The 24665-nt window shown below is 51.0% G+C and carries 27 protein-coding genes and 1 tRNA gene; 18 read left to right on the top strand and 10 right to left on the bottom strand.

The window, feature by feature from the left end:
• Nucleotides 1-12: 12 nt before the first annotated feature.
• From ACT53C_RS03065 to hemA, 3 genes are read right to left on the bottom strand one after another with little or no spacing between them, the layout of a single operon-like run.
• Nucleotides 13-429 carry a GFA family protein gene (locus ACT53C_RS03065; RefSeq protein WP_476144752.1) on the bottom strand — a complete coding sequence of 139 codons (417 nt, stop codon included), beginning with the start codon at nucleotides 427-429 and terminating at the stop codon, nucleotides 13-15.
• A gap of 9 nt (nucleotides 430-438) precedes the next feature.
• A complete protein-coding gene (gene prfA / locus ACT53C_RS03060) occupies nucleotides 439-1521 on the bottom strand; it encodes a peptide chain release factor 1 (protein ID WP_194749604.1) in 1083 nt (360 codons plus the stop codon).
• A gap of 51 nt (nucleotides 1522-1572) precedes the next feature.
• A complete protein-coding gene (hemA, locus tag ACT53C_RS03055) occupies nucleotides 1573-2832 on the bottom strand; it encodes a glutamyl-tRNA reductase (RefSeq protein WP_476144750.1) in 1260 nt (419 codons plus the stop codon).
• A 215-nt stretch (nucleotides 2833-3047) separates the two neighbouring features.
• On the opposite strand from hemA, the gene rpe reads away from it, so the two are divergent.
• From rpe to ACT53C_RS03010, 9 genes are all read left to right on the top strand, one after another.
• Nucleotides 3048-3755, top strand: a complete 708-nt coding sequence (rpe, locus tag ACT53C_RS03050; RefSeq protein ID WP_049639627.1) for a ribulose-phosphate 3-epimerase — start codon at nucleotides 3048-3050, stop codon at nucleotides 3753-3755.
• A gap of 19 nt (nucleotides 3756-3774) precedes the next feature.
• A complete protein-coding gene (locus ACT53C_RS03045; protein ID WP_476144749.1) occupies nucleotides 3775-4467 on the top strand; it encodes a phosphoglycolate phosphatase in 693 nt (230 codons plus the stop codon).
• Nucleotides 4468-4644: 177 nt separating this feature from the next.
• The gene (trpE, locus tag ACT53C_RS03040) at nucleotides 4645-6162 is read left to right on the top strand and encodes an anthranilate synthase component I (RefSeq protein ID WP_476144748.1); all 1518 of its coding nucleotides are present in this window, start codon (nucleotides 4645-4647) and stop codon (nucleotides 6160-6162) included.
• A gap of 1 nt (nucleotide 6163) precedes the next feature.
• On the top strand, nucleotides 6164-6730 hold the full coding sequence (locus tag ACT53C_RS03035; RefSeq protein WP_194749599.1) for an aminodeoxychorismate/anthranilate synthase component II: 567 nt from the start codon (nucleotides 6164-6166) through the stop codon (nucleotides 6728-6730).
• Nucleotides 6730-7755 carry an anthranilate phosphoribosyltransferase gene (gene trpD / locus ACT53C_RS03030; RefSeq protein WP_476144747.1) on the top strand — a complete coding sequence of 342 codons (1026 nt, stop codon included), beginning with the start codon at nucleotides 6730-6732 and terminating at the stop codon, nucleotides 7753-7755. The genes ACT53C_RS03035 and trpD overlap by 1 nt, the downstream gene beginning before the upstream one ends.
• Nucleotides 7752-8240 (top strand): DUF3465 domain-containing protein, encoded by a 489-nt coding sequence (locus ACT53C_RS03025; RefSeq protein ID WP_476144746.1) that lies wholly within the window; start codon nucleotides 7752-7754, stop codon nucleotides 8238-8240. Before trpD ends, ACT53C_RS03025 begins: the two co-directional genes overlap by 4 nt.
• A 16-nt stretch (nucleotides 8241-8256) precedes the next feature.
• Nucleotides 8257-9045, top strand: a complete 789-nt coding sequence (gene trpC / locus ACT53C_RS03020) for an indole-3-glycerol phosphate synthase TrpC (protein ID WP_476144745.1) — start codon at nucleotides 8257-8259, stop codon at nucleotides 9043-9045.
• Nucleotides 9046-9164: 119 nt separating this feature from the next.
• The gene (gene hemB, locus ACT53C_RS03015; RefSeq protein WP_476144744.1) at nucleotides 9165-10160 is read left to right on the top strand and encodes a porphobilinogen synthase; all 996 of its coding nucleotides are present in this window, start codon (nucleotides 9165-9167) and stop codon (nucleotides 10158-10160) included.
• 2 nt (nucleotides 10161-10162) lie between these two features.
• On the top strand, nucleotides 10163-10585 hold the full coding sequence (locus ACT53C_RS03010; RefSeq protein ID WP_476144743.1) for a hypothetical protein: 423 nt from the start codon (nucleotides 10163-10165) through the stop codon (nucleotides 10583-10585).
• 61 nt (nucleotides 10586-10646) lie between these two features.
• Here the strand turns inward: ACT53C_RS03010 and ACT53C_RS03005 are convergent, their stop codons facing one another.
• The 3 genes from ACT53C_RS03005 to nudB form a co-directional block, all read right to left on the bottom strand.
• A complete protein-coding gene (locus ACT53C_RS03005) occupies nucleotides 10647-11075 on the bottom strand; it encodes an HIT family protein (RefSeq protein ID WP_476144742.1) in 429 nt (142 codons plus the stop codon).
• The gene (nadA, locus tag ACT53C_RS03000) at nucleotides 11075-12172 is read right to left on the bottom strand and encodes a quinolinate synthase NadA (RefSeq protein WP_379074037.1); all 1098 of its coding nucleotides are present in this window, start codon (nucleotides 12170-12172) and stop codon (nucleotides 11075-11077) included. The genes ACT53C_RS03005 and nadA overlap by 1 nt, the downstream gene beginning before the upstream one ends.
• 74 nt (nucleotides 12173-12246) lie before the next feature.
• Nucleotides 12247-12702, bottom strand: a complete 456-nt coding sequence (nudB, locus tag ACT53C_RS02995) for a dihydroneopterin triphosphate diphosphatase (protein ID WP_476144741.1) — start codon at nucleotides 12700-12702, stop codon at nucleotides 12247-12249.
• A 208-nt stretch (nucleotides 12703-12910) separates the two neighbouring features.
• On the opposite strand from nudB, the gene ACT53C_RS02990 reads away from it, so the two are divergent.
• From ACT53C_RS02990 to ACT53C_RS02980, 3 genes are read left to right on the top strand one after another with little or no spacing between them, the layout of a single operon-like run.
• Complete coding sequence (locus tag ACT53C_RS02990) at nucleotides 12911-13228, top strand: hypothetical protein (RefSeq protein ID WP_476144740.1); 318 nt, start codon at nucleotides 12911-12913, stop codon at nucleotides 13226-13228.
• Nucleotides 13229-13274: 46 nt separating this feature from the next.
• Nucleotides 13275-14387: an efflux RND transporter periplasmic adaptor subunit gene (locus ACT53C_RS02985; protein WP_476144739.1), complete on the top strand. Its 1113-nt coding sequence runs from the start codon at nucleotides 13275-13277 to the stop codon at nucleotides 14385-14387.
• A gap of 3 nt (nucleotides 14388-14390) precedes the next feature.
• Nucleotides 14391-17486, top strand: coding sequence for an efflux RND transporter permease subunit (locus ACT53C_RS02980; protein ID WP_476144738.1), 3096 nt, complete (start codon nucleotides 14391-14393; stop codon nucleotides 17484-17486).
• 297 nt (nucleotides 17487-17783) lie between these two features.
• On the opposite strand, the gene ACT53C_RS02975 is transcribed toward ACT53C_RS02980, so the two are convergent.
• A tRNA-Thr gene (locus ACT53C_RS02975) sits at nucleotides 17784-17859 on the bottom strand.
• Nucleotides 17860-17924: 65 nt separating this feature from the next.
• On the bottom strand, nucleotides 17925-18887 hold the full coding sequence (gene ispH / locus ACT53C_RS02970; protein WP_194749131.1) for a 4-hydroxy-3-methylbut-2-enyl diphosphate reductase: 963 nt from the start codon (nucleotides 18885-18887) through the stop codon (nucleotides 17925-17927).
• A 117-nt stretch (nucleotides 18888-19004) separates the two neighbouring features.
• On the opposite strand from ispH, the gene purU reads away from it, so the two are divergent.
• On the top strand, nucleotides 19005-19859 hold the full coding sequence (purU, locus tag ACT53C_RS02965) for a formyltetrahydrofolate deformylase (RefSeq protein WP_194749012.1): 855 nt from the start codon (nucleotides 19005-19007) through the stop codon (nucleotides 19857-19859).
• Nucleotides 19860-19949: 90 nt separating this feature from the next.
• Here purU and lysA read toward each other — a convergent pair whose 3' ends face one another.
• Complete coding sequence (gene lysA / locus ACT53C_RS02960; RefSeq protein WP_476144736.1) at nucleotides 19950-21194, bottom strand: diaminopimelate decarboxylase; 1245 nt, start codon at nucleotides 21192-21194, stop codon at nucleotides 19950-19952.
• The gene (gene lptM / locus ACT53C_RS02955; RefSeq protein WP_379074049.1) at nucleotides 21191-21331 is read right to left on the bottom strand and encodes an LPS translocon maturation chaperone LptM; all 141 of its coding nucleotides are present in this window, start codon (nucleotides 21329-21331) and stop codon (nucleotides 21191-21193) included. Before lptM ends, lysA begins: the two co-directional genes overlap by 4 nt.
• Nucleotides 21332-21513: 182 nt before the next feature.
• Here lptM and ACT53C_RS02950 point away from each other — a divergent pair, with 182 nt between their 5' ends.
• From ACT53C_RS02950 to ACT53C_RS02930, 5 genes are read left to right on the top strand one after another with little or no spacing between them, the layout of a single operon-like run.
• On the top strand, nucleotides 21514-21924 hold the full coding sequence (locus tag ACT53C_RS02950; protein ID WP_194749010.1) for a type IV pilin protein: 411 nt from the start codon (nucleotides 21514-21516) through the stop codon (nucleotides 21922-21924).
• Nucleotides 21924-22436 carry a GspH/FimT family pseudopilin gene (locus tag ACT53C_RS02945; protein ID WP_476144735.1) on the top strand — a complete coding sequence of 171 codons (513 nt, stop codon included), beginning with the start codon at nucleotides 21924-21926 and terminating at the stop codon, nucleotides 22434-22436. The genes ACT53C_RS02950 and ACT53C_RS02945 overlap by 1 nt, the downstream gene beginning before the upstream one ends.
• On the top strand, nucleotides 22430-22843 hold the full coding sequence (locus ACT53C_RS02940) for a type IV pilus modification PilV family protein (protein WP_476144734.1): 414 nt from the start codon (nucleotides 22430-22432) through the stop codon (nucleotides 22841-22843). The genes ACT53C_RS02945 and ACT53C_RS02940 overlap by 7 nt, the downstream gene beginning before the upstream one ends.
• Nucleotides 22840-23979 (top strand): PilW family protein, encoded by a 1140-nt coding sequence (locus ACT53C_RS02935; RefSeq protein WP_476144733.1) that lies wholly within the window; start codon nucleotides 22840-22842, stop codon nucleotides 23977-23979. Before ACT53C_RS02940 ends, ACT53C_RS02935 begins: the two co-directional genes overlap by 4 nt.
• Nucleotides 23969-24664, top strand: a complete 696-nt coding sequence (locus ACT53C_RS02930; RefSeq protein ID WP_476144732.1) for a pilus assembly PilX family protein — start codon at nucleotides 23969-23971, stop codon at nucleotides 24662-24664. Before ACT53C_RS02935 ends, ACT53C_RS02930 begins: the two co-directional genes overlap by 11 nt.
• Nucleotide 24665: the final 1 nt, after the last annotated feature.

Here is a 24665-nt window from a genome sequence, read left to right as displayed (position 1 = left end):
GGGACGATTCAGTCACGGGCGCTCAATATATTGGGGCGCATCATCGTGAATCTCATGCCAGTCTGCTTTTGAGCCAACAAAGATATGGGCTGATACCTGAGTGGGGAGCGGCGTATCTAGGGTCCCGATTCGAAGTCGCAAGATATCGGGTGCACTCTCGCGGTAAGCCATGATGGGCGAGCCACAATGACTGCAAAATACACGACAAACCCCTGCTTCACTGCGGTAAGTTTTAAGTGCCGTCTCGCCCTGCGTGATTGTGAAGTTGGCCTTGGGCACAGGGGCAACTGCAATAAAGGCAGAGCCGGTGGCTTTGCGGCAACGATGGCAGTGGCAATATACCAGTTCTCCCAGTGCGCCTCTGACTTCATAGTGCACCGTTTCACATAGGCAACTGCCTCGATGGTGGAGATGAGTTTCTGTCACCATATTTTTCGATTAGGCGTCTTCGCCCAAACTCGCCAACAAATCCGCCTGATATTCAGTCGCCAGCGCATTAATCAACTCATCCATATCGCCCTCGGTAATCGCATCAATTTTATACAGTGTCAGGTTGATGCGGTGGTCGGTAATGCGGCCTTGCGGGTAATTGTAAGTGCGGATACGTTCTGAGCGGTCACCCGAACCAATCAGGTTACGCCGCTCGGAGGCGATTTTGCTTTGTTGTTCATCGACTTGCTTGGCTTTGATGCGTGCGGCCAACACCTGCATGGCTTGCGCCTTGTTGGCGTGCTGGCTACGGCCATCCTGACATTCCACTACGATACCGGTGGGGGCGTGGGTGATCCGCACCGCAGAGTCGGTTTTGTTGATGTGCTGACCACCTGCACCTGAGGCGCGGAAGGTGTCGATACGGATATCGGCGGGATTGATTTCAACATCACCCACCTCTTCGACTTCTGGCAGAATCGCGACTGTACAGGCTGAAGTGTGAATCCGGCCTTGTGTTTCGGTATCGGGCACGCGCTGTACGCGGTGGCCACCGGACTCGAATTTGAGTTTTGAATATGCCCCGTAGCCGATAATTTTGGCAATAATTTCTTTGTAGCCGCCGACCTCGCCTTCGTTGGCCGAGACCACTTCTACCTTCCAGCCCTGCCGGTCGGCATAGCGCGAATACATACGGAACAGGTCACCGGCAAACAGGCCAGACTCATCGCCGCCGGTGCCGGCACGGATTTCGAGGAAAATATTTTTGTCATCGTTGGGGTCTTTAGGCAGCAGCAGTTTTTGCAGGGTGAGCGCCACTTCTTCCAGACGTTTTTTGCCAGTCTCGATTTCTTCCTGGGCAAACTCTTTCATCTCAGGGTCAGACAGCATGGCATGTGCCTCTTTGATGTCGGACTCGGTTTGCGCGTAGACGTGATACTGCTCGACAATCGGAGTGATTTCCGTATGTTCCTGCATGATTTTACGGTAATTATCCATATTGTCAGTCACGCCCTCGCTGCTGAGTAGGCGGTTCAGTTCTTCAAGGCGCTCGCTTAGGTTGGCGAGCTTTTGCAACATGCTTGGTTTCATTGTGGGACCCTAAAATTCAAAGCGTCAGCGGAGGCCGATATCTTGAAAAAGTTATTTTTTTAACTGAAAAAGTTGTTTGACCAGATGCTCCATGTGCGCATGGGCATCGCCTTCGGTGTTGTTGAGCGCGTGGCTGGGGCCATGCAAAAACTTGTTGGTCAGTGCATTGCTGAGATGTTCGAGTACTTTTTCGGGCGGCTCGCCTTTTTGCAGCAATTTGAGCGATTTTTCCACCTCAGCTTTGCGTAGGCTGTCTACTTGATCACGCAGGGCTTTGATGGTGGGCACCGCTTCGCGCTGCTTGAGCCATTGCATAAAATGTTCAACGCGTGCGTTGACGATCATTTCTGCATCTATCGCGGCTTCTTTACGATTGCCCAGACCTTCGGAGACCACTTGCGCCAAATCATCTACGGTGTACAAAAATACGTCATCGAGCGCGGAAACTTCGGGCTCGATATCCCGCGGCACGGCCAGGTCTACCATAAACATCGGTCTGTGTTTACGCGCTTTAATAGCGCGCTCGACCATGCCCAGGCCAACAATCGGCAGCTGGCTGGCGGTGCTTGTGATGACGATATCAAATTCCTGAAAACGCTCTGGCAGGTCGTTGAGCAAAATGGCCTGCACATTGAGGCCCTGGCCGCGAATCTTGTCTGCCAGTTGTTCGCCGCGCTCCAGTGTACGGTTTGCCACAGTGATTTTTTTCGGTTTTTGCGCAGCAAAATGGTCAGCACAGAGCTCTATCATTTCACCGGCGCCAATAAACAGCACCCGTTGCGCACTCAAATCACCAAAAATACGTTGTGCCAGTTTCACCGCCGCAGCAGCCATCGAAATCGAGCTGCCACCGATATCGGTATTGGTGCGCACTTCTTTGGCCACTTCAAACGTGCGTTGAAACAGTTTGTGCAGCAGGGTGCCCAGCGTACCTGCATCCTGCGCAATTTTGACTGACTGCTTGAATTGCCCAAGTATTTGCGCCTCGCCCAGCACCATACTATCCAAGCCGCTGGCCACGCGGAAGGCGTGTTTGACGGCCTCGTGGCTGCTCAAGGTGTAGGTGTAGGGCAGCAACTTGTCTGCCTCCAGGCGGTGATACGCTGCCAGCCAATCAATCACCACTTCTGGCCGGATGGATTGCACATAGATTTCGGTGCGGTTGCAGGTGGACAGGATCGCCACCTCTGCCACATTGTGTCGTGCCAGATCAGCCAATGCTTGCGGCAAGGTTTCGTTGTTAAACGCAACGTTCTCGCGGATGGCAATAGGGGCGGTGGTGTGGTTAACACCAATGGTATACAGTTGCATGGCGCTATTTTACCTGCGGGACAGGGTCAAAAGTGAAACACGTGGGCGCTTGCAGGTGGTTCATGGCGAATTGGAGAGGCATCCATGTCAAAAGTGCCGACATTTTCTTATATTCGGCGGCGGCAAGCAAGAATCCTGTCAATTTGTCACAAAATGGCGTTAAAATATTGGTTTTGCTAACTTTTTATTAGATTCATTTACGGAACATCAAGCGCATGGACAAAACTTTCCGCATTGCCCCCAGTATTCTATCTGCCAACTTTGCCAAGTTGGGCCAGGAGATCGAAAACGTGATCAAATCCGGCACCGATATCGTGCACTTTGACGTGATGGACAACCATTACGTGCCTAACCTGACCATTGGCCCATTGGTCTGTGATGCGATTCGTGACCTGTCACACAATGTTGGTGCACTCATCGACGTGCACCTGATGGTGAAACCTGTTGACCGTATCATCCCAGACTTTGCCAAAGCGGGTGCGGATATCATCACTTTCCATCCGGAAGCGTCTGACCATATTGACCGCAGCCTGGCCTTGATCCGTGATAGCGGCTGTAAGTCTGGCTTGGTATTTAACCCAGCGACACCATTGCATTACCTGGATTACGTGATGGATAAAGTGGACATGATTTTGCTGATGTCTGTGAACCCAGGCTTTGGTGGCCAAAAATTCATTCCCGCCACGCTGGACAAACTGAAACAAGCGCGTGCCCGTATTGATGCTTATTACGAAAAAACCGGCCGCCAAATCTGGCTCGAAGTAGACGGTGGTGTGAACGCCAACAACATCGCAGAGATCGCCAAAGCCGGTGCGGATACCTTCGTTGCAGGCAGCGCGATTTTTGGCTCACCTAAAGACACCGACCCTAACCGTTATGACACGGTTGTTGCGGCGATGCGTGCTTCTTTAGCCACGGTTTAATTTAAAAAAGCCTGTTGTGATGCGGTTTCAAGTGAAGTTGGTGATGTTCGACCTGGACGGCACCCTGCTGGATACCGCACCGCAAATTGCCGAAGCTGCCAACCGTATGTTGGTGGCTTTGGGCAAACCCATGTTGCCGCAAGCACAAATCGCCACTTATATTGGCGAAGGTGTGCAAAACCTGATCAAGCGCTGCCTCACAGGGAGCGTGCAGGTGGAGCCGGAGGCCGATTTGTTTGCGCAGGCGCAGCCGCTGTATCATGATTTTTATACCGCCAACGCCACCCAAAGCCAGCCATTCGCAGGGGTTGTCCCTGCTTTGCAGCAGCTGAAGAAGCAAGGCTACCGCCTGGCGTGTGTGACCAATAAACCCGAAAAATTCACCTTACCTTTGCTGCAACAAGCAGGGTTGGCTGATTTTTTTGAGGTCATTATTTCTGGCGATAGCTTGCCCAAAAAGAAACCTGACCCCTTGCCTTTGTTGCATATTTGCCAAAAGCTAGGTGTGCTGCCTGCTGAAGCGGTGATGGTGGGGGATTCGGAGACGGATATTCAGGCCGCGCATGCTGCCGGATGCTTTGTCGTGACCGTGCCTTATGGGTATAATCAAGGCCGCGAAATTGATGTCGCGACGGTAGATGCTACCGTGCAGCAGCTCACCGAGGTGGTGAACTTGCTAGAGTTACCTGCCCTCTTAAAGCAGGGATCATAAAAAACAGACCTTATTACCATGATGTTTTGTGCTCATCATTCTTCCAGTTGGCCAGTATTAAGCTGGCGTCGTTCGTGGCGGGGCTAGTCCTGCCCAACGCGCAGGTGCGCGCCATTTGCACCGACCTGCTGTGATTGTTTGCACGGCACTCTACGAATCAACCTGGAAAAAAGCATCATGTTAAGCACATTAAGCAAGACCGAATTCGACGCGCTGGCGGCGCAAGGCTACAACCGTATTCCGCTGGTGCTAGAAACCTTTGCCGATCTGGATACGCCTTTATCCCTGTATCTTAAACTGGCCAATCAACCTTATTCCTATCTGCTTGAAAGCGTACAAGGCGGTGAGCGCTTTGGCCGCTATTCGATCATAGGCCTGCCTGCCACCACGCGAATTGTGGTGCGTGAGCAGCAATTGCAGGTGATTCAGGATCATCAAGTCATTGAATCGCATAGCGATCAAAATCCGCTGGACTTTATCAAGGCCTATCAGGCGCGCTTTAAAACGCCGCCTTACGATGGTTTGCCGCGCTTTACCGGTGGCCTGGCTGGCTATTTTGGCTATGAGACTATTCAATACATTGAAAAACGTCTGGGTAAGCAGAAAAAGCCAGATGTGATTGGTACGCCAGATATATTGTTGATGGTTTCAGAAGAAATTGCCGTGGTGGATAACCTCTCCGGCAAACTGTATTTCATCGTGTATGCTGACCCGGCTAAAGCCAATGCCTATGAAACTGCATGCGCACGCATGCACACCTTGGTCGGGAAGTTACGGTGTAGCGTAGAGATTCCTGCTGGATTGCCGAGTGCTAAAACAGCGGCCATTTCTGAGTTTGGTGAAGACAACTTCAAAGCGGCAGTCAAAAAAGCACAGCAATATATTTTAGAAGGCGACATCATGCAGGTCGTATTGAGCCAGCGGATGTCGCAAGACTTTGACGCCTCGCCATTGAGCTTGTACCGCGCCTTGCGTAGCCTCAATCCCTCCCCATATATGTTCTATTATGATATGGATGATCACCATGTGGTCGGCGCTTCACCAGAAATTCTGGTGCGTCTGGAAGAGACCACCGTGACATCACGGCCGATTGCCGGGACACGCCCACGCGGTAAAAACCGTGACCATGACCTGGCGCTGGAAGCTGAATTACTGGCTGACCCTAAAGAGCGTGCCGAGCATGTGCAGTTGATGGATCTGGGCCGTAATGATGTGGGCCGCGTCGCGCTCACTGGCACCGTGAAAGTCACCGACAACATGACGATAGAGCGTTATTCACACGTCATGCATATCGTCAGCAATGTTGAAGGTCAGCTCAAGCCAGGCTTGGATGCGATTGATGTGCTCAAAGCGACTTTCCCTGCCGGGACCGTTTCTGGTGCCCCTAAAGTGCGCGCCATGGAAATCATTGAAGAACTGGAGCCTTCCAAACGTGGCATTTATGCTGGCGCCGTCGGCTATTTAGGCTTTAATGGCGATATGGATGTGGCGATTGCGATCCGTACTGCCGTGATCAAAAACAAAAAACTCTATGTGCAGGCGGGCGCCGGCATTGTGGCCGACTCGGTGCCGCAAAGCGAATGGGAAGAAACCCAAAACAAGGCCAAAGCTGTGATCCGCGCCGCTGAACTGGTGCAGGCAGGACTGGATAGCCAGGCCGTCAATGTCCAAACCCATGCAGGAAAAGGAGCCTGATATGTTGTTGATGATTGATAACTACGACTCTTTTACCTATAACCTCGTGCAGTATTTTGGCGAGCTGGGGCAAGATGTGCATGTGCACCGCAATGATGAAATCACACTGGCGCAAATCAAAGCCATGCAGCCAGAAAAAATCGTGATTTCCCCAGGGCCTTGTACGCCCAATGAAGCCGGGATTTCTGTGCCACTGATTCATGAGTTTGCCGGCAAGATTCCTTTGCTGGGCGTCTGTTTGGGTCACCAGAGCATAGGCCAGGCGTTTGGCGGCAACATCATCAAGGCCAAAACCCTGATGCACGGCAAAACCTCATTGATCCACCATACCAATACCGGTGTGTTCAGAAATCTGCCTAATCCCTATACCGCGACGCGTTACCATTCGCTGGTCATCGAGCGCGAAACTATTCCGGATTGCCTGGAGATTACGGCCTGGACTGAAGATGGCGAGATCATGGGCGTCAAGCATAAAACACTGGCCGTGGAAGGCGTACAGTTTCACCCCGAGTCTATCTTGACTGAATATGGACATGAGCTGCTGGACAACTTCCTGAAAGGCTATTGATGGCCATCACACCTAAAATCGCCTTACAGCGCCTGATTGACCATACAGATTTCACGCATGAAGAAATGCTGGAAATCATGCAGCAGATCATGAGCGGCGAGTTTACTCAAATCCAGATTGCCGGCTTTTTGTCGGCCCTGCGCGTCAAGGGTGAAACCGTCACCGAAATCGCCGCGGCTGCACAGGTGATGCGCGACCTGTCCAGCAAGGTAGAAATTACCGATTCTACGCATTTAATTGACACCTGCGGCACCGGCGGTGCGCCCAACAAAGCCTTTAATGTGTCAACCGCATCCGCGTTTGTGGCGGCTGGTGCCGGCGCAAAAATCGCCAAGCATGGTGGCCGGGCCGCTTCGTCCAAGAGCGGTTCTGCCGATGTGCTGGAAGCACTGGGGGTTAATATCGGCTTAACGGCTGAGCAAGTGGCGCGCTGCGTGAACGAGGCCGGAATCGGCTTTATGTTTGCGCCTAACCACCACGCGGCCATGAAATATGCTGCCCCGGTGCGCCGTGAGCTGGGCGTGCGCACCATGTTCAACCTGTTAGGCCCCATGACCAATCCGGCCGGCGCCAAGCGTCAGGTGATGGGGGTTTTTCACCGTGACCTGGTGCCTTTGCTGGCGCAAACTTTGCAAAAGCTCGGCAGCGAGCATGTCATGGTGGTGCACAGTGCGGATGAAATGGATGAAATTTCTTTTTCAGCAGACACTTATGTGGCCGAGCTCAAGCATGGCCAGGTGAGTCAATACACTTTAAACCCTACCCAGTTTGGCATGCCCGTGCATGATGTGAACAGCATCCATGTGGAAAGTGCGCAGCATTCGAGTGACATTATCTTAGGCCTGCTCTCAGGCGAAACAGGTCCTGCCCGCGATATCGTCTTGCTCAATGCCGGGGCGGCGATTTATGTGTCTGGCCTGGCAAGCGACTTGCCATCAGGCATTGCGCAAGCCGCGCAATCGATTGATTCAGGCGCAGCGTTGCGTAAACTGCAACAATTGAAGGCCTTGAGTCAGGCAGCATGAAACAAGGGGCGCTGATTGCAATATTCTGCCTGCTGGCCGCCTGCCAGCAAGCAGAGCAATCCAGTCCGCTGAATCAGCCACAGTCTGCGCTAGAGGTAAAATCGCAGGTGCAGTCTGTACACTTGCAACCGCTCTCGGCAGGACTCGTCACTGAAGAGAATGCAGCGCTTAAGCAGGCGTTTGCCCAAAAGCAAAGTCATGTCTGGCTCGAAGGCAGCGGTACGGTGAAGAAGCTGCTGCCCGATGACACTCAAGGTGCCAGGCACCAGCGGTTTCTGGTGAGCGTCCCGCCAGATCAAACATTATTATTTGCGCATAATATTGACCTCGCGCCCAGGGTAGAAAACCTGAACATAGGGGATCAGATCAGGTTTAAAGGCGAATATATTTATAACCCCAAAGGCGGCATTATGCACTGGACGCATCATGACCCGCAGGGCCACCAGCATGGCTGGATCAAACATCAAAATCACACTTACGAATAAGGCATGCGAGCAGATTATGTCCGATATTTTAAATAAAATTTTAGCGACCAAACGTGAAGAAATCAGCAAAGCGCAAGCCAGCAAGTCATTGGATGCGATACGTGATGAAGCGCTGAGTCAGCCGGATTGCCGTGACTTTATCGGCAATATTGTTAAAAAGGTGGATGCAGATAAACCTGCCGTGATTGCTGAAATTAAAAAAGCCAGCCCGTCCAAAGGCATCATCCGTGCTGACTTTAATCCGGCCGCCATTGCTAAAAGCTATGAAAAAGGCGGCGCGGCCTGTTTATCGGTACTGACTGACGAGCAATATTTTCAGGGATCTGCTGCCTACCTTCAGCAAGCGCGCGCTGCCTGCAAATTGCCCGTGTTGCGCAAGGATTTCATGATAGATGCTTATCAGATTTACGAAGCCCGAGCCATGGGCGCTGACTGCGTGTTGCTCATCGTGGCTGCTCTCGAACTGTCACAAATGCAGGAACTGGAGCTGACGGCCCACAATCTGGGCATGGCGGTACTCGTCGAAGTCCATGACGCGGATGAGCTTGAACTCGCGCTGCAACTGGAAACGCCGCTACTGGGAATCAACAACCGCAATTTGCGCACGTTCGATGTCACCTTGCAAACCACGCTCGACCTGCTCGAGAACATGCCGGAAGACCGTTTTGTCGTCACAGAGTCTGGCATTTTCACACCAGAAGATGTGGCTTTGATGCGCAGCCATCATGTGAATGGCTTTTTGGTCGGCGAAGCATTTATGCGGCAAGAGGATCCAGGTGCAGAACTCGCCAGGGTCTTTGGTTAGGAGAAGTTTTAAATAGCGTGAGTGCAAAGGTATGCCCTGCATGAGCGTATCCAAATCAGGCGCAATGATTGAAAGCGCAAGCAATTTGACCAGATGCTGTGGTCAAAAAAGGAATCGATATGAGTAATCAATTTTTAGCCATCCGTCCACGCCGTATGCGCAAAGACGAATTTTCACGTCGCTTGATGCGTGAAAACGTTCTCACCACCAATGACTTGATTTACCCGGTGTTTGTGCTTGAGGGTGAAGGCGCGATTGAAGAAGTCAAATCGATGCCTGGCGTACAGCGTCAAAGCCTGGATGTGCTGCTCAAGACCGCTGAAGAGTGCGTAAAACTAGGTATTCCCGCGCTGGCTTTATTTCCGGTGGTGCCACAAGAATTTAAAAGCCTAGATGCCAAAGAAGCTTATAACCCTGAAGGCTTGGTGCCACGGACTGTGCGTGCCTTGAAAAAGGCTTTCCCGGACTTGGGCGTGATCACTGACGTGGCTTTAGACCCGTACACCACTCACGGCCAGGATGGCCTGATCGACGATACCAGCTATGTCCTGAATGACGAAACTGTTGAAGTGCTGGTCAAGCAGGCGTTATGTCACGCAGAAGCGGGTGCAGATGTAGTTGCGCCCTCTGACATGATGGATGGCCGTATTGGCGCCATTCGTGATGCGCTTGAAGAGCAAGGCTACATCTATACGCGAATTCTTGCTTACTCTGCCAAATACGCCTCAGCGTTTTACGGTCCTTTCCGCGATGCGGTGGGTTCAGCGGCCAATCTGGGCAAAAGCAACAAATACAACTACCAGATGGACCCAGCCAATTCTGATGAAGCATTAAAAGAAGTCGCACTGGATTTGGAAGAAGGTGCGGATATGGTCATGGTTAAACCAGGCATGCCCTATCTGGATATCGTACGCCGTGTCAAAGACGAGTTTGGCGTACCGACTTATGCATATCATGTTAGCGGTGAATACGCCATGCTCAAAGCCGCTGCACAAAATGGCTGGCTGGATGAAAAAGCCTGTGTGCTGGAAGCAATGCTTGGGTTTAAACGCGCCGGAGCGGACGGCGTGCTAACTTATTATGCGATGGATATCGCGAGATGGTTAAAAGCATAACGATGAGTGCGATTTTTGCTCAAGTTCTGGCTATTGTTGGTGGCTTGTTTATCGCAGCTGCAACATTCTGGTTTACTAAGAAAAAAGAGCGAGAGGCTGAGTGGCGTAAAGAAAAACTAGCTTATTACAAAGCATTTGTGGATAGCTTGAGTGGGGTGGTTAATGGCGAGCATACACATCAAAACCAGAAAGAGTTTTCGAAGGCGGTAAATAATTTAATGTTATTTGCTCCCCAACAGGTGCTTAAGGAACTCTATAAATTTGTTGAAGCGATTACCGTAAACAAGAGTTTGCCTTTAGATGAGCATGATAAATTGCTAAGTGATTTGCTTTATCAAGTCCGAAAAGATGTTGGAATTTACCCTCCCGATGAAGTGGAAACATTTATCGTCCATTTGCGCTCTTCTGGCAACCAAAATCATTAGTTTCGCAGACAGGCGAAACAGATTTGTTAAATTAAGAACCAAGTTCTGAGATTCAGTAGAATTAAGATTTTAATGCGCACTCTACACGCGCAATCACAACTCTTTCCAATTGATCCCTTACTGCTTGAATCAGTGGTCGACTCTCGGAATCCCGCATCGTGCTGCCCCAGTGGCTATTCGGAAAGTGTTTGTCACTCTCGAATCTTGGCAACACATGCCAGTGCATATGCGGCGTTTTATTGCCCAGGCTAGCCAGGTTGATTTTATCCGGTTGTATGACTTCCCGCAGCGCTGTTTCGACAGCAAACACGACTTTCATGGTGCGTGCTCGCGCTGCGGGAGGCAGGTCGGTCATTTCCTTGATATGTGCAATTAATTCCACCCGGCAATAGGCAGGGTAATCTGCGTCGTGCAATAACACTACCCGGCAAAAATCATCCTGCCATAGCAAGTCGTAGGGGGTTGGTTGGCACAGCGGGCAATCACGCATCAGGAAACGGCCAGCATTCTATCCAGTGTGAGTTTGGCCAGTTTGGCTTCATGCGCTGGCACTTTAATCTGGTTGACCACATTACCTTCGGCCAGGTTTTCCAGGCACCAGGCCAGGTGTTGCGGGTCAATACGTGCCATAGTTGAGCATTCGCAAACCACATGGCTCATGAACTGAACCAGCTTGTTTTGCGGTTTCATTTCTTCGGCCAGGCGTGTGACCAGGTTCAATTCGGTGCCTACCAGCCATTTCGTCCCAGGCTCGGCTTCACTCACGGTACGCAAGATGTATTCTGTAGAGCCAACATAATCTGAGTTGATGCAGACCTCAAACGCCGTTTCCGGGTGAGAGATGACTTTGCCATCTGGATGCTGGGCACGGAACTGGTCGATATTCTGTTTGCGGAACATCTGGTGTACTGAGCAATGACCTTTCCACAGCAGGATTTTTGCGTCTTTGATTTGCTGTTCGGTCAAGCCGCCCATGGGCAGGTCTGGATCCCAGACAGGCATTTGCTCTAATGGAATACCCATTTTGTAACCGCTCCAACGGCCCAGATGCTGATCCGGGAAGAACAGGATTTTTTCGCGCTGGCTGAAGCCCCACTCCAGGATTTTGGGGGCGTTGGTGCTGGTGCACACAATGCCGCCATGTTCACCACAGAAGGCTTTCAGGTCCGCCGCGGAATTGATATAAGTGACCGGTGTGATGGTTTCATCAAAATCAAGGACTTTGCTGAGTTCTCGATAGCTACGCTCAACCTTGGCCAGATTGGCCATGTCTGCCATGGAGCAGCCTGCGGCCAAGTCTGGCAAGATCACGACCTGATCCGGGCGGCTCAGGATGTCAGCCACCTCGGCCATGAAATGCACGCCCAGAAAGACGATGTATTCCGCATCCAGGCTGTCACAATATTTAGACAGTTTCAGTGAGTCACCAGAGTAATCCGCATGGCGGTAAACACTCTCGTGCTGGTAATGGTGGCCCAGAATCACCAGTCGCTTACCCAGCTTTTCGCGGGCAGCCAGAATACGGGCCTGACAGTCATCGTCTTTGGCCGACTGGAACTTTTCAAATTTGATAGTGGCGGTTTGCATGGTCATAGCCATTAGTTGAGGGTAAAACGCTATTTTACAACCGATGTGGATTTATCCCAATTGCCTAGCGTGGGTTACAAGGTTAAACGGTGTTTTTCACCAAGCCGTTTCAGGGCGTCTACATTGGTCCAGCTGAAGACTTTTTTAGCTGCTTGCCGCCAGTCTACCCACTCATAACGCGTATGCTCGGCTGGCGCGAGTGTCACGTTGAGCGGCGATGGCAGGCATAAGCCAAACAAATGCTCTGTGTTTTGCGTGATGCCCGGCGGATAGCGGTGACGCCAGTGCGGATAAATTTCATAGACATTGCTGGCGTGCCAGTCTTCAAAGTCGTACGCCAGTGCGTCTAGGCCGGTTTCTTCCCGCACTTCGCGGATGGCGGCCTGATAGGGGGATTCATCTGCTTCTATGCTCCCGGTCACTGACTGCCAGTATCCTGGCTTATCCGTACGTTCGAGCAACAGGACTTGCAAATCTTGGGTATGAATTAACACCAGTGCAGAGATGGGAGTCTTAAATGATTTTGTCATAAGTATGATTGTCTATAAAGGCTACCACCTTGTCCATCGCTGGCACTGTTTACAATCGGCGCTTTCCGCAAAGATTAAGTTTTTGTGAAAGATTGTCGTAAGCCCATAAGGCTATTATGATGAGGCATAATCAGGCTTATGCCATAAAAATTAACTCATAGATACAGGGATAGGGTGTATGTTGCGGGGGCAGCTAAGCTATATATATATGTTGCTAATGACCAGTCTTGAGGTTGTTGCGGAGGCTGGCAATCCTCAGATGATTGCATTGGATCAACGTAGCCTACAGCAGGCAGTGCAATTATTTGCGGGGGATAATCTTGATCTTCACGCTGTTAAAAGAGCCGCTGAAAATACTGAGGCTGAGATTTTGATCGGCAGCCATCAGCCAAATCCTTTACTATCTTCCTGTTCTAGTTGGAATATAAACCCCAGCAACGATTCGCGCCAAGCCAAGGCTGATGATGTCAGCGCCCTATCCATCTGGTTAGCTGCAACCCGCCAGGCCTTTGCCTATCAAGATTAATCTTATGATGCTTACACCTCCTATAATTTTGACTCATGCCGTGAAGATGCTGAGCCGGCTCATTTTTGCGCTGTGCACAACATGCTTTTACCAGACCTCAGGCCTAGCTGCAGAGAAGGTTACTGGCTCAACTCCCTTGCCAGGGAACCAGATCGTTCTGACGCCAGGTTCGCCCCAATTAACCAGCCTGAAAATAGAGCCAGTCACCGAGATCCCTGTTCCAGTGACAGAGCCTTTGAATGGCAAGATTGTCTTCGACGAAAACCGGACGGCGCGCGTGTATTCGCCGGTGGCAGGACGTGCGCTGAATATTCTGGCGCAAGTAGGGGATAGCGTCAAAGCTGGCCAGACGCTGCTGGTGATGGATTCGCCAGATGTGGGGGCTGCCGTCGCTGACGTTCGCAAGGCGCAGGCGGATTTGGCCCTGAAACAACAAGCCCTCGAACGTAGCCGCATGTTGTTAGAAGGGGGCGTGGTGGCCAGAAAAGAAATGGAAGTCGCGCAGGCAGACTGGGCAAGCTCACGCGCAGAATATGAGCGCGCAATTGCCAGGTTAAAAAATTTGCGGGTATCAGCGGGTGCCAGTGATAGTTATGTTGTGCGTTCTCCGATTGCGGGAGTGGTGGTTGACCGTAAAGTGAACCCTGGTAGTGAAGTGCGGCCTGATGCGGCCGATCCATTGTTTTTGATCACGGATCCTAGTCATGTTTGGGCCAGTATTGATTTACCCGAGCGGGACTTAAGCCGTATTTCGCAAGGGCAAAAGGTCAGCGTGCAGGTCGATGCTTATCCCGATGACGTTTTTGAAGGCGAGATCAAAACCATCGGTGTGATGGTGGACCCGGCCACTCGCCGTATTCCAGTGCGTTGCCTGTTGGATAGCAAAGGCAAGCTCAAGCCTGAGATGTATGCGCGGATTACGCCATTGGATACCAGCCAGCACCGAGTCATCCGCGTACCTAATAGCGCCTTGATTACCGAGGGCCTCTATAGCTATGTGTTTGTGGAAGAGCAGCCATTGCACTTCAGCAAGCGCAAAGTCGCCCTGGATTTACAGCGCAGGGAATATGCGACAGTCAAAAGCGGGTTAAAAGCGGGTGAGCGTATCGTGACTGGCGGCGCGATCTTGTTGAATTCTGATTTGTCCGTGAGCAAATAAGCCATGTTAAAAGGCTTAATCACCTTCTCCCTGCAGCAGCGTGTATTTTTGCTGATTGGCGCCGTGATCCTGATGGTTTTTGGGTGGTTCGCGGTACAGAACTTGCCCATTGAGGCGTTCCCGGATGTCGAAGATGTGCACGTAATTATCGTGACGCAATCGCCTGGGATGGCACCAGAAGAAGTCGAGCGCGTGGTCTCGCTGCCCATTGAGCACGGCATGAGTGGTGTGCCTGGCCTGGCGCAGATCCGCTCGGTGTCTATTACGGGGCTGTCTGTGGTGACGCTCACTTTTGCTGAACGCACGCAAGATTATTTTGCTCGGCAGCAAGTGTTAGAGCGCTTGCAAGGCGTAAGCTTGCCGACTGGTTTGCAACCGACGCTGGCGCCGCTGACGACGGCGGTTGGTGAGGTTTACCGCTATCTGGTCGAAGCGCCGGCAGAGATGCCGCAGCGCGAAATCCGCGCCATTCAGGACTGGAAGATTATCCCGCAACTGCGCATGGTACCCGGTGTGGCGGATATCACCAGTTTTGGTGGTTCGGTCAAGGAATACCAAATCAAGCTGGACCCATACCGCCTGAAAAAATTTGGTGTGAGCATTGACCAAGTCAATCAGGCGGTGAGTAACAATAGTAGCAACGTGGGTGGCGGACTCATGCATAGAGGGGATGAGGCCCTGGTTGTGCGGGGCATTGGCCTGTTCCACAGTTTGGATGATATTGCGCAATCAGTGGTTGATACGCGGGATGGTAAACCGATTCTGGTCAGTGATCTGGGCCAAGTGGTGATCGGCGACCGGCCACGCTCTGGCATCGTCTCCTTCAATCAGCAGGATGACATTATTGAAGGCATCGTGCTCATGACCAAAGGCCAGAATGCGGCCAAAGTGATTGAAGCCTTGCGTGAGAAAGTCGATCTGGTAAACCAGACCCTGCCGCACGGGGTGAAAATCGTGCCTTTTTATGACCGGACTGGCCTAGTGCATCACACGGTGCATACCGTAGCAGAAAACCTCATAGTGGGCGCTTTGTTGGTGGTGACAATTTTGGTGGTGTTCTTACGCAACTGGCGTGCCGCCTTGATTGTAGCTTCGGTGATTCCGTTGTCTCTGCTATTCGCTTTTATTATCATGGACTTGCGAGGCGTTTCTGCCAACCTGATCTCACTCGGTGCAGTAGACTTTGGCATTATTATTGACAGTGCTGTGGTCTTGGTAGAAGCGCTGATGGTGCGCTTGGCGGTGGCTGAGATGGACAAAACGCCGGCGAATATGGGATTGGCTTGGCGTATGCAGACGCTAAAAAGTACGGCGATTGATATGGGCCATCCGATTTTGTTTTCCAAAGCGATTATCATTACCGCCTTTTTGCCAATTTTTACCTTCCAGCGCGTTGAAGGAAAAATTTTCTCGCCCATGGTTTTTACCTTGAGCTTTGCGTTGCTGGGGGCCATTATCCTCACTTTGACGCTAGTGCCGGCCTTGTTGTCATACACTATGAAACGAGAGGATATGGTTGAGAAGCATAGTGGCTGGATGCATGGTTTGCAGGATGCTTATCGGCACATTTTGCTAAAAAGCCGCAAATGCAGAATGTTGGTTGTCATTGCATCTCTCTTAATTTTGGCGGTGTCTATCATATCGGCTCCTATGCTCGGATCAGAGTTTTTACCCAAACTGGATGAGGGCAATATCTGGTTGACAGTCGATTTGCCGCCTTCTTCAAGTTTGGAAAAAACTAAAGAAGTTGAGCGCGAAATTCGCAAAATCCTCACTAGCTATCAAGAAGTACGATTGGTGGTGGCACACGTGGGAAGGCCTGATGATGGAACCGACCCGAAAGGGCCTTACCACATGGAGATTCTGGCGGACCTTAAACCGCACAGTGCGTGGAAGTTTGCAGATAAAGAGTCTTTGGTCAAGGATATGTCGCACCGTATCCATGAGATTCCTGGGGTGCCCACTAACTTTTCTCAAGTCATTCAGGATAATGTAGAAGAATCGCTCTCTGGCGTGAAAGGTGAAATTGCGGTCAAGATTTTTGGTCCAGATTTGACCATCCTTGAGCAGAAAGCGACCGCCGTGGTGGATGTGATTAATCATGTCAGAGGCGCAACAGACGTGGCGGCGGTACGTATTTCTGGCAACTCGGAGCTTGATATTACGCTTAATCGTACGCAATTATCGCGTTATGGGCTCATGGCTGGCGATGTCAACAATACCGTGCAAACTGCTTTGGCGGGCATCGCCGCGAATACCTTTTATGATGGTGACCGGCATTTTGATGTTACGTTAAGACTGGATCGCCCATTTCGGGATTCAGTGGATGATATAGATGAACTTCCCATTGCTCTGCCTAACGGAAAAGGGAGTATTCCGCTGAGCGAAGTGGCTGAGGTGACGATTAAGCAGGGTGCTTCACGCGTGAGCCGCGAGTCAGGCTCCCGTATTGTCTCGATCAAAGCCAATATTACGGACCGTGATCAGGGCAGCTTTGTGAAAGAGGCCATGCAACAGGTCAAGGCACAGGTTAAGCTGCCGCCTGGCTACAGCATGACCTGGGGCGGGCAATTTGAAAACCAGCAACGCGCCATGAAGCGCTTGATGGTAATTGTGCCCTTGTCTGTTTTATTGATTTTTATCTTATTGTTTTGGGCATTTAAGTCGGTCAAAAATGCCTTGCTGGTGTTGCTGATGATTCCGTTTACTCTGGTGGGCGGCCTGGCTGGACTGGCCGTGGCTGGATTGCATTTGTCCGTGTCAGCTGCCGTCGGCTTTATTGCTTTGGCCGGCATTTCGGTGCAAAACGGGGTGATCATGGTCGAGCAGATCAAGAGTTTGATGCGTGAAGGCAGAGAGCTGTCGGAGTCGGTGATTGAAGGCGCGGTTGCCCGCTTGCGCCCGATATTAATGACGGCCTTGATGGCCGGATTGGGCTTGATGCCAGCGGCGCTCTCGCATGGCATTGGCTCTGAAACGCAGCGGCCGTTTGCGGTGGTGATTGTCGGTGGGTTAATTACTGCGACCTTGTTCACGCTGTTGTTGTTGCCTTTGCTGTTCCCGCTGTTTTCCGATCTGCGCCGTCCTCGCGCTTCATAACCACCGAATTGGCTATATTTAACCAATTTTGTGGTTTATATCAGCCAATTTTTATGGGTGGGTGCGCCTCATGTCTAGATTTGTTCAATTAAAATCAAGTGCTTGGATTGTTTAAATGATTTGGCACAAATCATGCATGCGTGAATAAGTGTAGTGGAATTCAATCGCAATGGCAGTCAACAATAATCACATGCGAGTTTCCCGACTATCCTTTCCCGAGGATATTGCTTGCCCCAAGCCTGAAATGGCTTGGGCTTTTTTTTGCCGGTGGCTGGTCAGAATTTTTTGATGAGGGGATGGTGCCGGAGAAGGGAGTCGAACCCCCGACCTTTTCATTACGAATGAACCGCTCTACCAACTGAGCTACACCGGCAAACAAGGCGAATATTGACTGCCAATATTAGCAAGGGACGGCCAGCCCATCAATGCGGAAAGCGTTTAAACCGTGCTGCGTTTCTCTGCATTGACCAGATTTTTTGGCAGCTGGAACACGACGTTTTCCACCACACCTTGCAACTCTTCCACCTGGTTGGCGCCCATATTTTTCAATGCGGCAATCACTTCCTGCACCAACACCTCAGGGGCAGAGGCGCCGGCGGAAATGCCGATTTTCTTTTTACCTTGTAACCAGGCCGCTTGCAGGTGGCTGGCATTATCGACCATATAGGCTTCTACCCCTTGGTTTTTGGCAACTTCACGCAGGCGGTTTGAGTTGGAGCTATTGGGCGAACCGACAATGATGACCAGATCACAGTCTTTGGCCATGATTTTGACCGCATCCTGGCGATTTTGCGTGGCGTAGCAAATATCATCGCTTTTGGGTGCCTTGATGTTGGGGAAGCGTGTTTTAAGGGCGTTGATGACCTGAGTGGCGTCATCCACCGATAAGGTGGTTTGTGTCACATAGGCCAGTTTGTCAGGGTCGGTGACGGTGAGGGCGGTCACCTCTTCCGGGGTTTCCACCAGATACATGCCTGCTTCGGATTGGCCCATGGTGCCTTCGACTTCTGGATGGCCTTTGTGGCCGATCATAATGATCTCCAGGCCATCTTTACGCATTTTGGCGACTTCGATATGCACCTTGGTCACCAGCGGACAAGTGGCGTCAAACGCGGTCAGGCCGCGCGACTCTGCCTCTGCGCGCACCGCTTTGGAAACGCCATGCGCACTAAAAATCACAATGCTGCCTGCCGGAATTTTTTCCAGATCATCGACAAAAATGGCGCCTTTGTCGCGCAATTGACCCACGACAAATTTGTTGTGAACCACTTCATTGCGCACATAAATCGGCGCGCCGAATTTTTCGAGTGCCTGTTCGACAATAATAATGGCACGGTCTACGCCCGCACAAAAGCCACGCGGGTTGGCCAATACGATCTCAGGTGTCACTTCTGTTTGCATAATGAATTCCGTCAAGAGTCTGCTGCTGTCTGCGCCTGCAACTGCCAAGGTCAACCACAAGGGCTGGCAGGCATCAGGTATAATCTGCATTTTTGTTGCTCGCTTAAAGCCCATGTTATGAAAAACACTGCTACCTTGCTGATTACCTGCCCGGATACCAAAGGGATTGTGGCGGCGATTGCGCAATTTTTGTATGAGCACAATGCCAATATTTTACACGCAGACCAGCATCAGGATGCGGAAAATAATCTGTTTTTGATGCGCGTCGAGTGGGACCTGACCAATTTCAATGTGGCCGTTGCCGATTTCGAGCAGGCGTTTGGCCCGGTAGCGCAACGCTTTGGCATGACCTGGCAACTCAAGTTGTCCGAGCAAAAAACACGCATGGCGATCATGGTGTCGCAATATGATCATTGCCTGGTAGACCTGCTGCACCGTCATCATAGTGGCGAGCTGGCCTGCGAGATTCCACTGATTATCAGCAATCATAGAGATACGGAGAAACTGGCGCAGTTCTATGGCATCCCGTTTCACTATCTGCCGATGACCAAAGAGACCAAAGCCGACGTCGAGGCGCAGCAGTTTGCTTTGTTTGACCAACACAAGATTGACCTGATTGTGCTGGCAAGATACATGCAGATTCTGTCTCCCGAGTTTGTCGCGCGCTATCCTCAGCGGATTATCAATATCCACCATTCATTTTTGCCAGCCTTTATCGGTGCGCGCCCCTATCACCGTGCCTTTGAGCGCGGTGTGAAGCTGATTGGTGCGACCAGCCATTATGTGACTGAGGTATTGGATGAGGGCCCTATTATTGAGCAGGATCTGGCGCGTATTTCTCACCGTGACCAGGTCGAGGACCTGATTCAGAAAGGCCGTGATCTGGAACGGGTTGTGCTCTCCAAAGCCGTGCGCTGGCATATTGAACATCGTATTTTGCTTTATGCGAACAAGACCGTGATTTTTGATTAACACGTATCTTTTAACAATAAAAAAACCGAAGCAATCAAATGCTTCGGTTTTTTTATTGATTACTGCTGAAAATTGCAATGCCGGCCAATGTTACGGCAAGACGCGCTCCAGTTTAAACAGATCAGCAATCTGCTCGCGCTCGCGAATCACATGCACCTGATCGCCGTCGACCAGTACTTCTGCGGCACGTGCACGCGTGTTGTAGTTGCTGGCCATGCTCATGCCATAAGCACCGGCAGAGTGTATGGCCAGATAATCGCCTTCTGCAATTGCCAGTGTCCGGTCATGGCCCAAAAAGTCACCACTTTCGCAGACGGGACCTACGATTTCATAGACCGCAGTGGGTGCCGCAGACGGGGCAATGGTCGTGATTTTGTGAAAAGCGTCGTACAAGGCGGGGCGCATGAGGTCGTTCATGGCGGCATCGACGATGGCGAAGTTTTTGGTCTCACCTGGCTTGAGGTATTCGACTTTGGTCAGTAATACGCCTGCATTGCCGACCAGCGCGCGGCCGGGTTCAAAGAGTACCTTGACGTTTCTGCCTGCCAGTTTTTGCAGGATGGCGGCTGTATAGGCGGCAAAGTCCGGCGGGGTTTCGTCACTGTAGGTAATGCCTACGCCGCCGCCGACATCAATATGCTGAATAGGGATGCCTTTGGCCGCTAGCGCATCCACTAAACCAAGGACTTTATCCAGCGCATCTAGAAACGGCGATAGCTCGGTAATCTGCGAGCCAATATGGCAATCGACGCCATGCACGGCAATGTTGGGCAATTGCGCCGCTTTTTCATACAAAGCCAGTGCATCTTCAAACGCCACGCCAAACTTGTTATTTTTAAGGCCGGTAGAGATATAAGGGTGGGTTTTTGCGTCCACATTTGGATTGACCCGCAACGAAACCGGGGCCTGTTTACCCAAGCGAGCCGCCACTTGCTGGATACGGTCCAGCTCATTGATAGACTCTACGTTAAAGCAATAGATCCCTGCTTCAAGGGCGGCCTCAATTTCAGCGTGGGATTTTCCAACGCCAGAGAACACGACTTTTTTCGGATCACCGCCAGCTGCAATTACACGGGCCAGCTCTCCGCCAGACACAATATCAAAGCCGGCACCCAGGCGGGCAAACAGATTCAGTATCGCCAGGCTAGGGTTGGCCTTCACGGCAAAACAGACCAAATGGTCATGCCCACGCAGCCCGGCAGCAAAACGCTCAAACGCCTGGGTGAGTGCCGCCCGCGAATAGACGTAGGTGGGGGTTTGGTGGGTTTGCGCAATATCACGCAAGGCTACATTTTCGGCATGTAGCAGGCCTTGTTGGGTTGAAAACGGGATCACGATGGCGACTTGTCTGATGGCGGTTGTGGTTGAGGATACTGACGCTCAGGAAGATACAAATTGCCTTTGAGGCCACAAGCACTCAGTGTGCATAACAGCAGCGCAAGTGCTATTAATTTTGTAGAGCTGGCAAACATGATCCTGGCGTCCAATCAAAATAAAGCCAGATTTTACCACTAAAGCTGCGCAGGCCCATGCCTGGTCGCGCTCGCTCGGGGCAAGGCTACCGTTTGTCGGCCAGGGTTAACCGCTAGTCGGCTACTGCTAGACAGGAAGAATCGCTGTTTGCATGATAAGGCTGTGCAAAAAGGGGATATTCATGAAGCGTCTTTTACAACAAGGCTTTAGTCTGATTGAAGTCATGGTGGTGGTGGCCATTATCGGCTTGCTCGCCAGCATTGCCGTGCCGGGTTACCAGGATTATGTCAAAAGTGGCAACGCGGCGGAGGCACCTGCCAATCTGGCCAATTGCCGTGTGCAGGTCGAACAGTTTTACCAGGATAACTTTACCTACGTGGGCTTTGTCTGCAACCCAAGTGATGCCAAGTATTTCGATTACTCGATTGATAACCAGTCAGCAACGACTTACACCCTGAAAGCGACAGGCAAATCAGCGCAGAACATGGGTAATTTTTCATTTACCGTCAACCAGGATAACGCCAAGACCTCTATTTACGACGGCACCACTGGCGCCACTTGCTGGCTGACTTCATCCTCAGGAAGTTGCTAATGCAGCAGCAAGGCTTTACCTTGATTGAGCTGGTCGTCACCGTGGTTGTGATGGTGGCGGTCTCCAGTATTGCCATCCCGGCTTTTCAGACGGCGATTGGCAATTCGCAAATCAGAACCGTGGCCGAGTCTGTCAGGAACGGTTTGCAGCAATCACGTGCCGAAGCGATCAAGCGTAATAGTCGAGTGAAATTCACTTTGCAAACCAACAGTGCCTGGCAAATTGGCTGCGTTGCCATCACGCCAGCCTGCCCAGCGGTCATCACCCAGAAAAGTGCCACCGAAGGCGCATCCAGCAATATCACCGTGACCGCAGATAACTATAGCGCGGTGTTTAGCAGTTTTGGCACGCGCGATCCTGCTAGTCAAAATGCACTGTCCGTGGTCAATATAAGCAATAGTCAGGTCGCTGCGGATGAGCGTAAAGCCTTGCGCGTCATGTTGGCGGCAGGTGGCAACGTAAAGGTGTGTGATCCTACTGTCACCTTAACTGGAGACCCAAGAGCATGTTAGCTAAAGGTGTCTTGATGAGTCGGCAATCTCATGTTAAATCCTTACAACAAGGATCTGTATTGATTGAGTCTTTGGTCGCAGTTGTGATTTTTAGCATGGGTGTTCTGGCACTTGTGGGGTTACAAAGTGCCATGTTGAAAAACAGCAGTGATAACCGTTTTCGGGCCGAAGCCCTTTTGATTGCACAAACGCATTTATCGAACATGATGGCCTACGGAGGAGATGCTTCGACTTATGTTGCACAAGTGGATCGTACAAAGATCAGGGCACAGTTGCCAAATGGGGCAATTGCATTTTCAGCAATCACGAATAGTATGGTCACTGTTTCGGTCTCTTGGCAAGTGCCTGGTGGAAGTGTGCATCAGGTCAATGCCTCCAGCTATCTGTTTGATGTTGTTGAACCATGATGCTGAACCTCAGCGTGGCCGCAAAAAAACAAGAGGGATTAAGCCTGGTCGAGCTGCTGCTTGGGCTCGTCATTGGGTTGGTGGCGACGCTCGCTATCACCAATGTATTCAGTAGTTTTGAATCTCGCAAGCGCGTGATTAGTGCTGGAAGTGATGCACAATCTAGTGGTGTGCTGGCCATGTATTATATTCAACGCGATATGCAGAATGCAGGTTTCGGACTGCCTTTAAATAATAGTGATGATCCCTCCCCTCTCCTTTGTCCGTTAGATACCTCTATTACACAAAATGGGGTAGTGATTAATCTAACCCCTGTGCAGATTGTGGACGGTGGTATGACTAGCGATATCGTCAATATACGTTATGGTACGTCTCCAAGTGGTGGTGGGTCTGTCAGGGCGACGGGCACGATAACATCACCTACCTTGAATGGTAGTTTAATCGGCTGCCAACTGAATGATGTGGTGTTGTATACCCAAACCCCGAGCAGCCCCCGTTGTTCGTTGGCAAGATTAAGTCAGCTCAACTCTGACAGAACCGTAAAAAGTTTGACCGAGTTAAATACAGCACCGACAGGCAATCCAGTGACAGATTTGAATGGATCGGATTTTGTACGCTTTTCATGTCTAGGGGTCTGGAATCAATACCAATATGGCGTCTCCGCAAATCAGGAGTTGACGCGTAGCGGTGGGACACCAGATGGGGCGGTATTCCCAGATAGCACTGCAGTGCCTATTGTGAGTGATGTTGTTGCACTTCAGGCTCAGTACGGGATAGCGAACACTTTAGATCCAGGCTTGGCTTCAGCCACCTCTTCAGCATATCTTAATGAAGTTGATCAGTGGGTGGATGCGACGGGAGATTATGGCCCTACCATGACGCTGCTCAATAGAAACAGGATTCGAGCGGTGCGCGTCGCAATTGTGACACGTGATGGGGTATTGCAAAAGAGTCCTGTCACTCAGGCATGCAATGGAACAGCCAGCGGTTTAAACAGAGTGTGTATCTGGACCAATGATGCAAATCCGGCAAGTGTTAATTTAAGCAGCTTGCCTAATTGGCAGAATTATCGGTACAGAGTCTTTGAAGCGGTGATCCCTTTAAGAAATGTCCTTTGGAATCGAGATGCGCTCTAGACGCCGATTAAGTTTCCCTCAATCTGTGCGCAAGGCCTATCAAGCCGGGATTGTGCTGTTTTTTGCGCTGCTTGCTTTGGTGGTGATGTCAATTGCAGCGGTCGCATTGATTCGTAGTGTGGATACGAATAACTTGCTTTCTGGCAATTTGGTGTTCCGTCAGTCTGCTTCGCCTGCGTCTAATGTGGCACTAGAAGTGATTACTGCATATATTTCGCAAAATCTTCCTCTAGCAAACAATGCAGTCAATAACCCCTCATTAGGTTATTACGCTAATTGCATTCATTTCGATACCACGCCAGTAAATCAGGTATGTGATGGGGGCACGCTGACCTCCATGACGTGGAGTGATGCAAATAGCCAGCTTGTCCCAACACAAGTGGATGGGAATGCTGAGATTAGTGGTGGGATGGATCGTCAGGGTAATCAAATTCGCTATATTGTTGAAAGAATGTGTAATTACAGTGATGCAGAGCTTGCCACTGCCACCACAGCTACTGATGCAAAGCGTTGCATGATGGCTAGTGCCGCTACAAATGGTCAGACATGTTCGCACAGCCAAACAAACGTCGAATTATTCAAACAGTGTGTGACTAGTCCTGATACTCCTCTATATCGAGTGACTTTACAAATTGCCGGGCCCAAAAACACCCTGAGCTATATGCAAACCTTTATCTCTAACTAAT

The sequence above is a fragment of the Methylophilus sp. DMC14 genome (assembly GCF_056314085.1).
This window is presented reverse-complemented; position numbering and strand designations above follow the sequence as displayed.

What these genes read in the sequence shown, in the direction of transcription:
- ACT53C_RS03065 (WP_476144752.1), bottom strand. Translation starts at nt 429, where the DNA reads ATGGTGACAGAAACTCATCTCCACCATCGAGGCAGTTGCCTATGTGAA.
- prfA (WP_194749604.1), bottom strand. Translation starts at nt 1,521, where the DNA reads ATGAAACCAAGCATGTTGCAAAAGCTCGCCAACCTAAGCGAGCGCCTT.
- hemA (WP_476144750.1), bottom strand. Translation starts at nt 2,832, where the DNA reads ATGCAACTGTATACCATTGGTGTTAACCACACCACCGCCCCTATTGCC.
- rpe (WP_049639627.1), top strand. Translation starts at nt 3,048, where the DNA reads ATGGACAAAACTTTCCGCATTGCCCCCAGTATTCTATCTGCCAACTTT.
- ACT53C_RS03045 (WP_476144749.1), top strand. Translation starts at nt 3,775, where the DNA reads ATGCGGTTTCAAGTGAAGTTGGTGATGTTCGACCTGGACGGCACCCTG.
- trpE (WP_476144748.1), top strand. Translation starts at nt 4,645, where the DNA reads ATGTTAAGCACATTAAGCAAGACCGAATTCGACGCGCTGGCGGCGCAA.
- ACT53C_RS03035 (WP_194749599.1), top strand. Translation starts at nt 6,164, where the DNA reads ATGTTGTTGATGATTGATAACTACGACTCTTTTACCTATAACCTCGTG.
- trpD (WP_476144747.1), top strand. Translation starts at nt 6,730, where the DNA reads ATGGCCATCACACCTAAAATCGCCTTACAGCGCCTGATTGACCATACA.
- ACT53C_RS03025 (WP_476144746.1), top strand. Translation starts at nt 7,752, where the DNA reads ATGAAACAAGGGGCGCTGATTGCAATATTCTGCCTGCTGGCCGCCTGC.
- trpC (WP_476144745.1), top strand. Translation starts at nt 8,257, where the DNA reads ATGTCCGATATTTTAAATAAAATTTTAGCGACCAAACGTGAAGAAATC.
- hemB (WP_476144744.1), top strand. Translation starts at nt 9,165, where the DNA reads ATGAGTAATCAATTTTTAGCCATCCGTCCACGCCGTATGCGCAAAGAC.
- ACT53C_RS03010 (WP_476144743.1), top strand. Translation starts at nt 10,163, where the DNA reads ATGAGTGCGATTTTTGCTCAAGTTCTGGCTATTGTTGGTGGCTTGTTT.
- ACT53C_RS03005 (WP_476144742.1), bottom strand. Translation starts at nt 11,075, where the DNA reads ATGCGTGATTGCCCGCTGTGCCAACCAACCCCCTACGACTTGCTATGG.
- nadA (WP_379074037.1), bottom strand. Translation starts at nt 12,172, where the DNA reads ATGCAAACCGCCACTATCAAATTTGAAAAGTTCCAGTCGGCCAAAGAC.
- nudB (WP_476144741.1), bottom strand. Translation starts at nt 12,702, where the DNA reads ATGACAAAATCATTTAAGACTCCCATCTCTGCACTGGTGTTAATTCAT.
- ACT53C_RS02990 (WP_476144740.1), top strand. Translation starts at nt 12,911, where the DNA reads ATGTTGCTAATGACCAGTCTTGAGGTTGTTGCGGAGGCTGGCAATCCT.
- ACT53C_RS02985 (WP_476144739.1), top strand. Translation starts at nt 13,275, where the DNA reads ATGCTGAGCCGGCTCATTTTTGCGCTGTGCACAACATGCTTTTACCAG.
- ACT53C_RS02980 (WP_476144738.1), top strand. Translation starts at nt 14,391, where the DNA reads ATGTTAAAAGGCTTAATCACCTTCTCCCTGCAGCAGCGTGTATTTTTG.
- ispH (WP_194749131.1), bottom strand. Translation starts at nt 18,887, where the DNA reads ATGCAAACAGAAGTGACACCTGAGATCGTATTGGCCAACCCGCGTGGC.
- purU (WP_194749012.1), top strand. Translation starts at nt 19,005, where the DNA reads ATGAAAAACACTGCTACCTTGCTGATTACCTGCCCGGATACCAAAGGG.
- lptM (WP_379074049.1), bottom strand. Translation starts at nt 21,331, where the DNA reads ATGTTTGCCAGCTCTACAAAATTAATAGCACTTGCGCTGCTGTTATGC.
- ACT53C_RS02950 (WP_194749010.1), top strand. Translation starts at nt 21,514, where the DNA reads ATGAAGCGTCTTTTACAACAAGGCTTTAGTCTGATTGAAGTCATGGTG.
- ACT53C_RS02945 (WP_476144735.1), top strand. Translation starts at nt 21,924, where the DNA reads ATGCAGCAGCAAGGCTTTACCTTGATTGAGCTGGTCGTCACCGTGGTT.
- ACT53C_RS02940 (WP_476144734.1), top strand. Translation starts at nt 22,430, where the DNA reads ATGTTAGCTAAAGGTGTCTTGATGAGTCGGCAATCTCATGTTAAATCC.
- ACT53C_RS02935 (WP_476144733.1), top strand. Translation starts at nt 22,840, where the DNA reads ATGATGCTGAACCTCAGCGTGGCCGCAAAAAAACAAGAGGGATTAAGC.
- ACT53C_RS02930 (WP_476144732.1), top strand. Translation starts at nt 23,969, where the DNA reads ATGCGCTCTAGACGCCGATTAAGTTTCCCTCAATCTGTGCGCAAGGCC.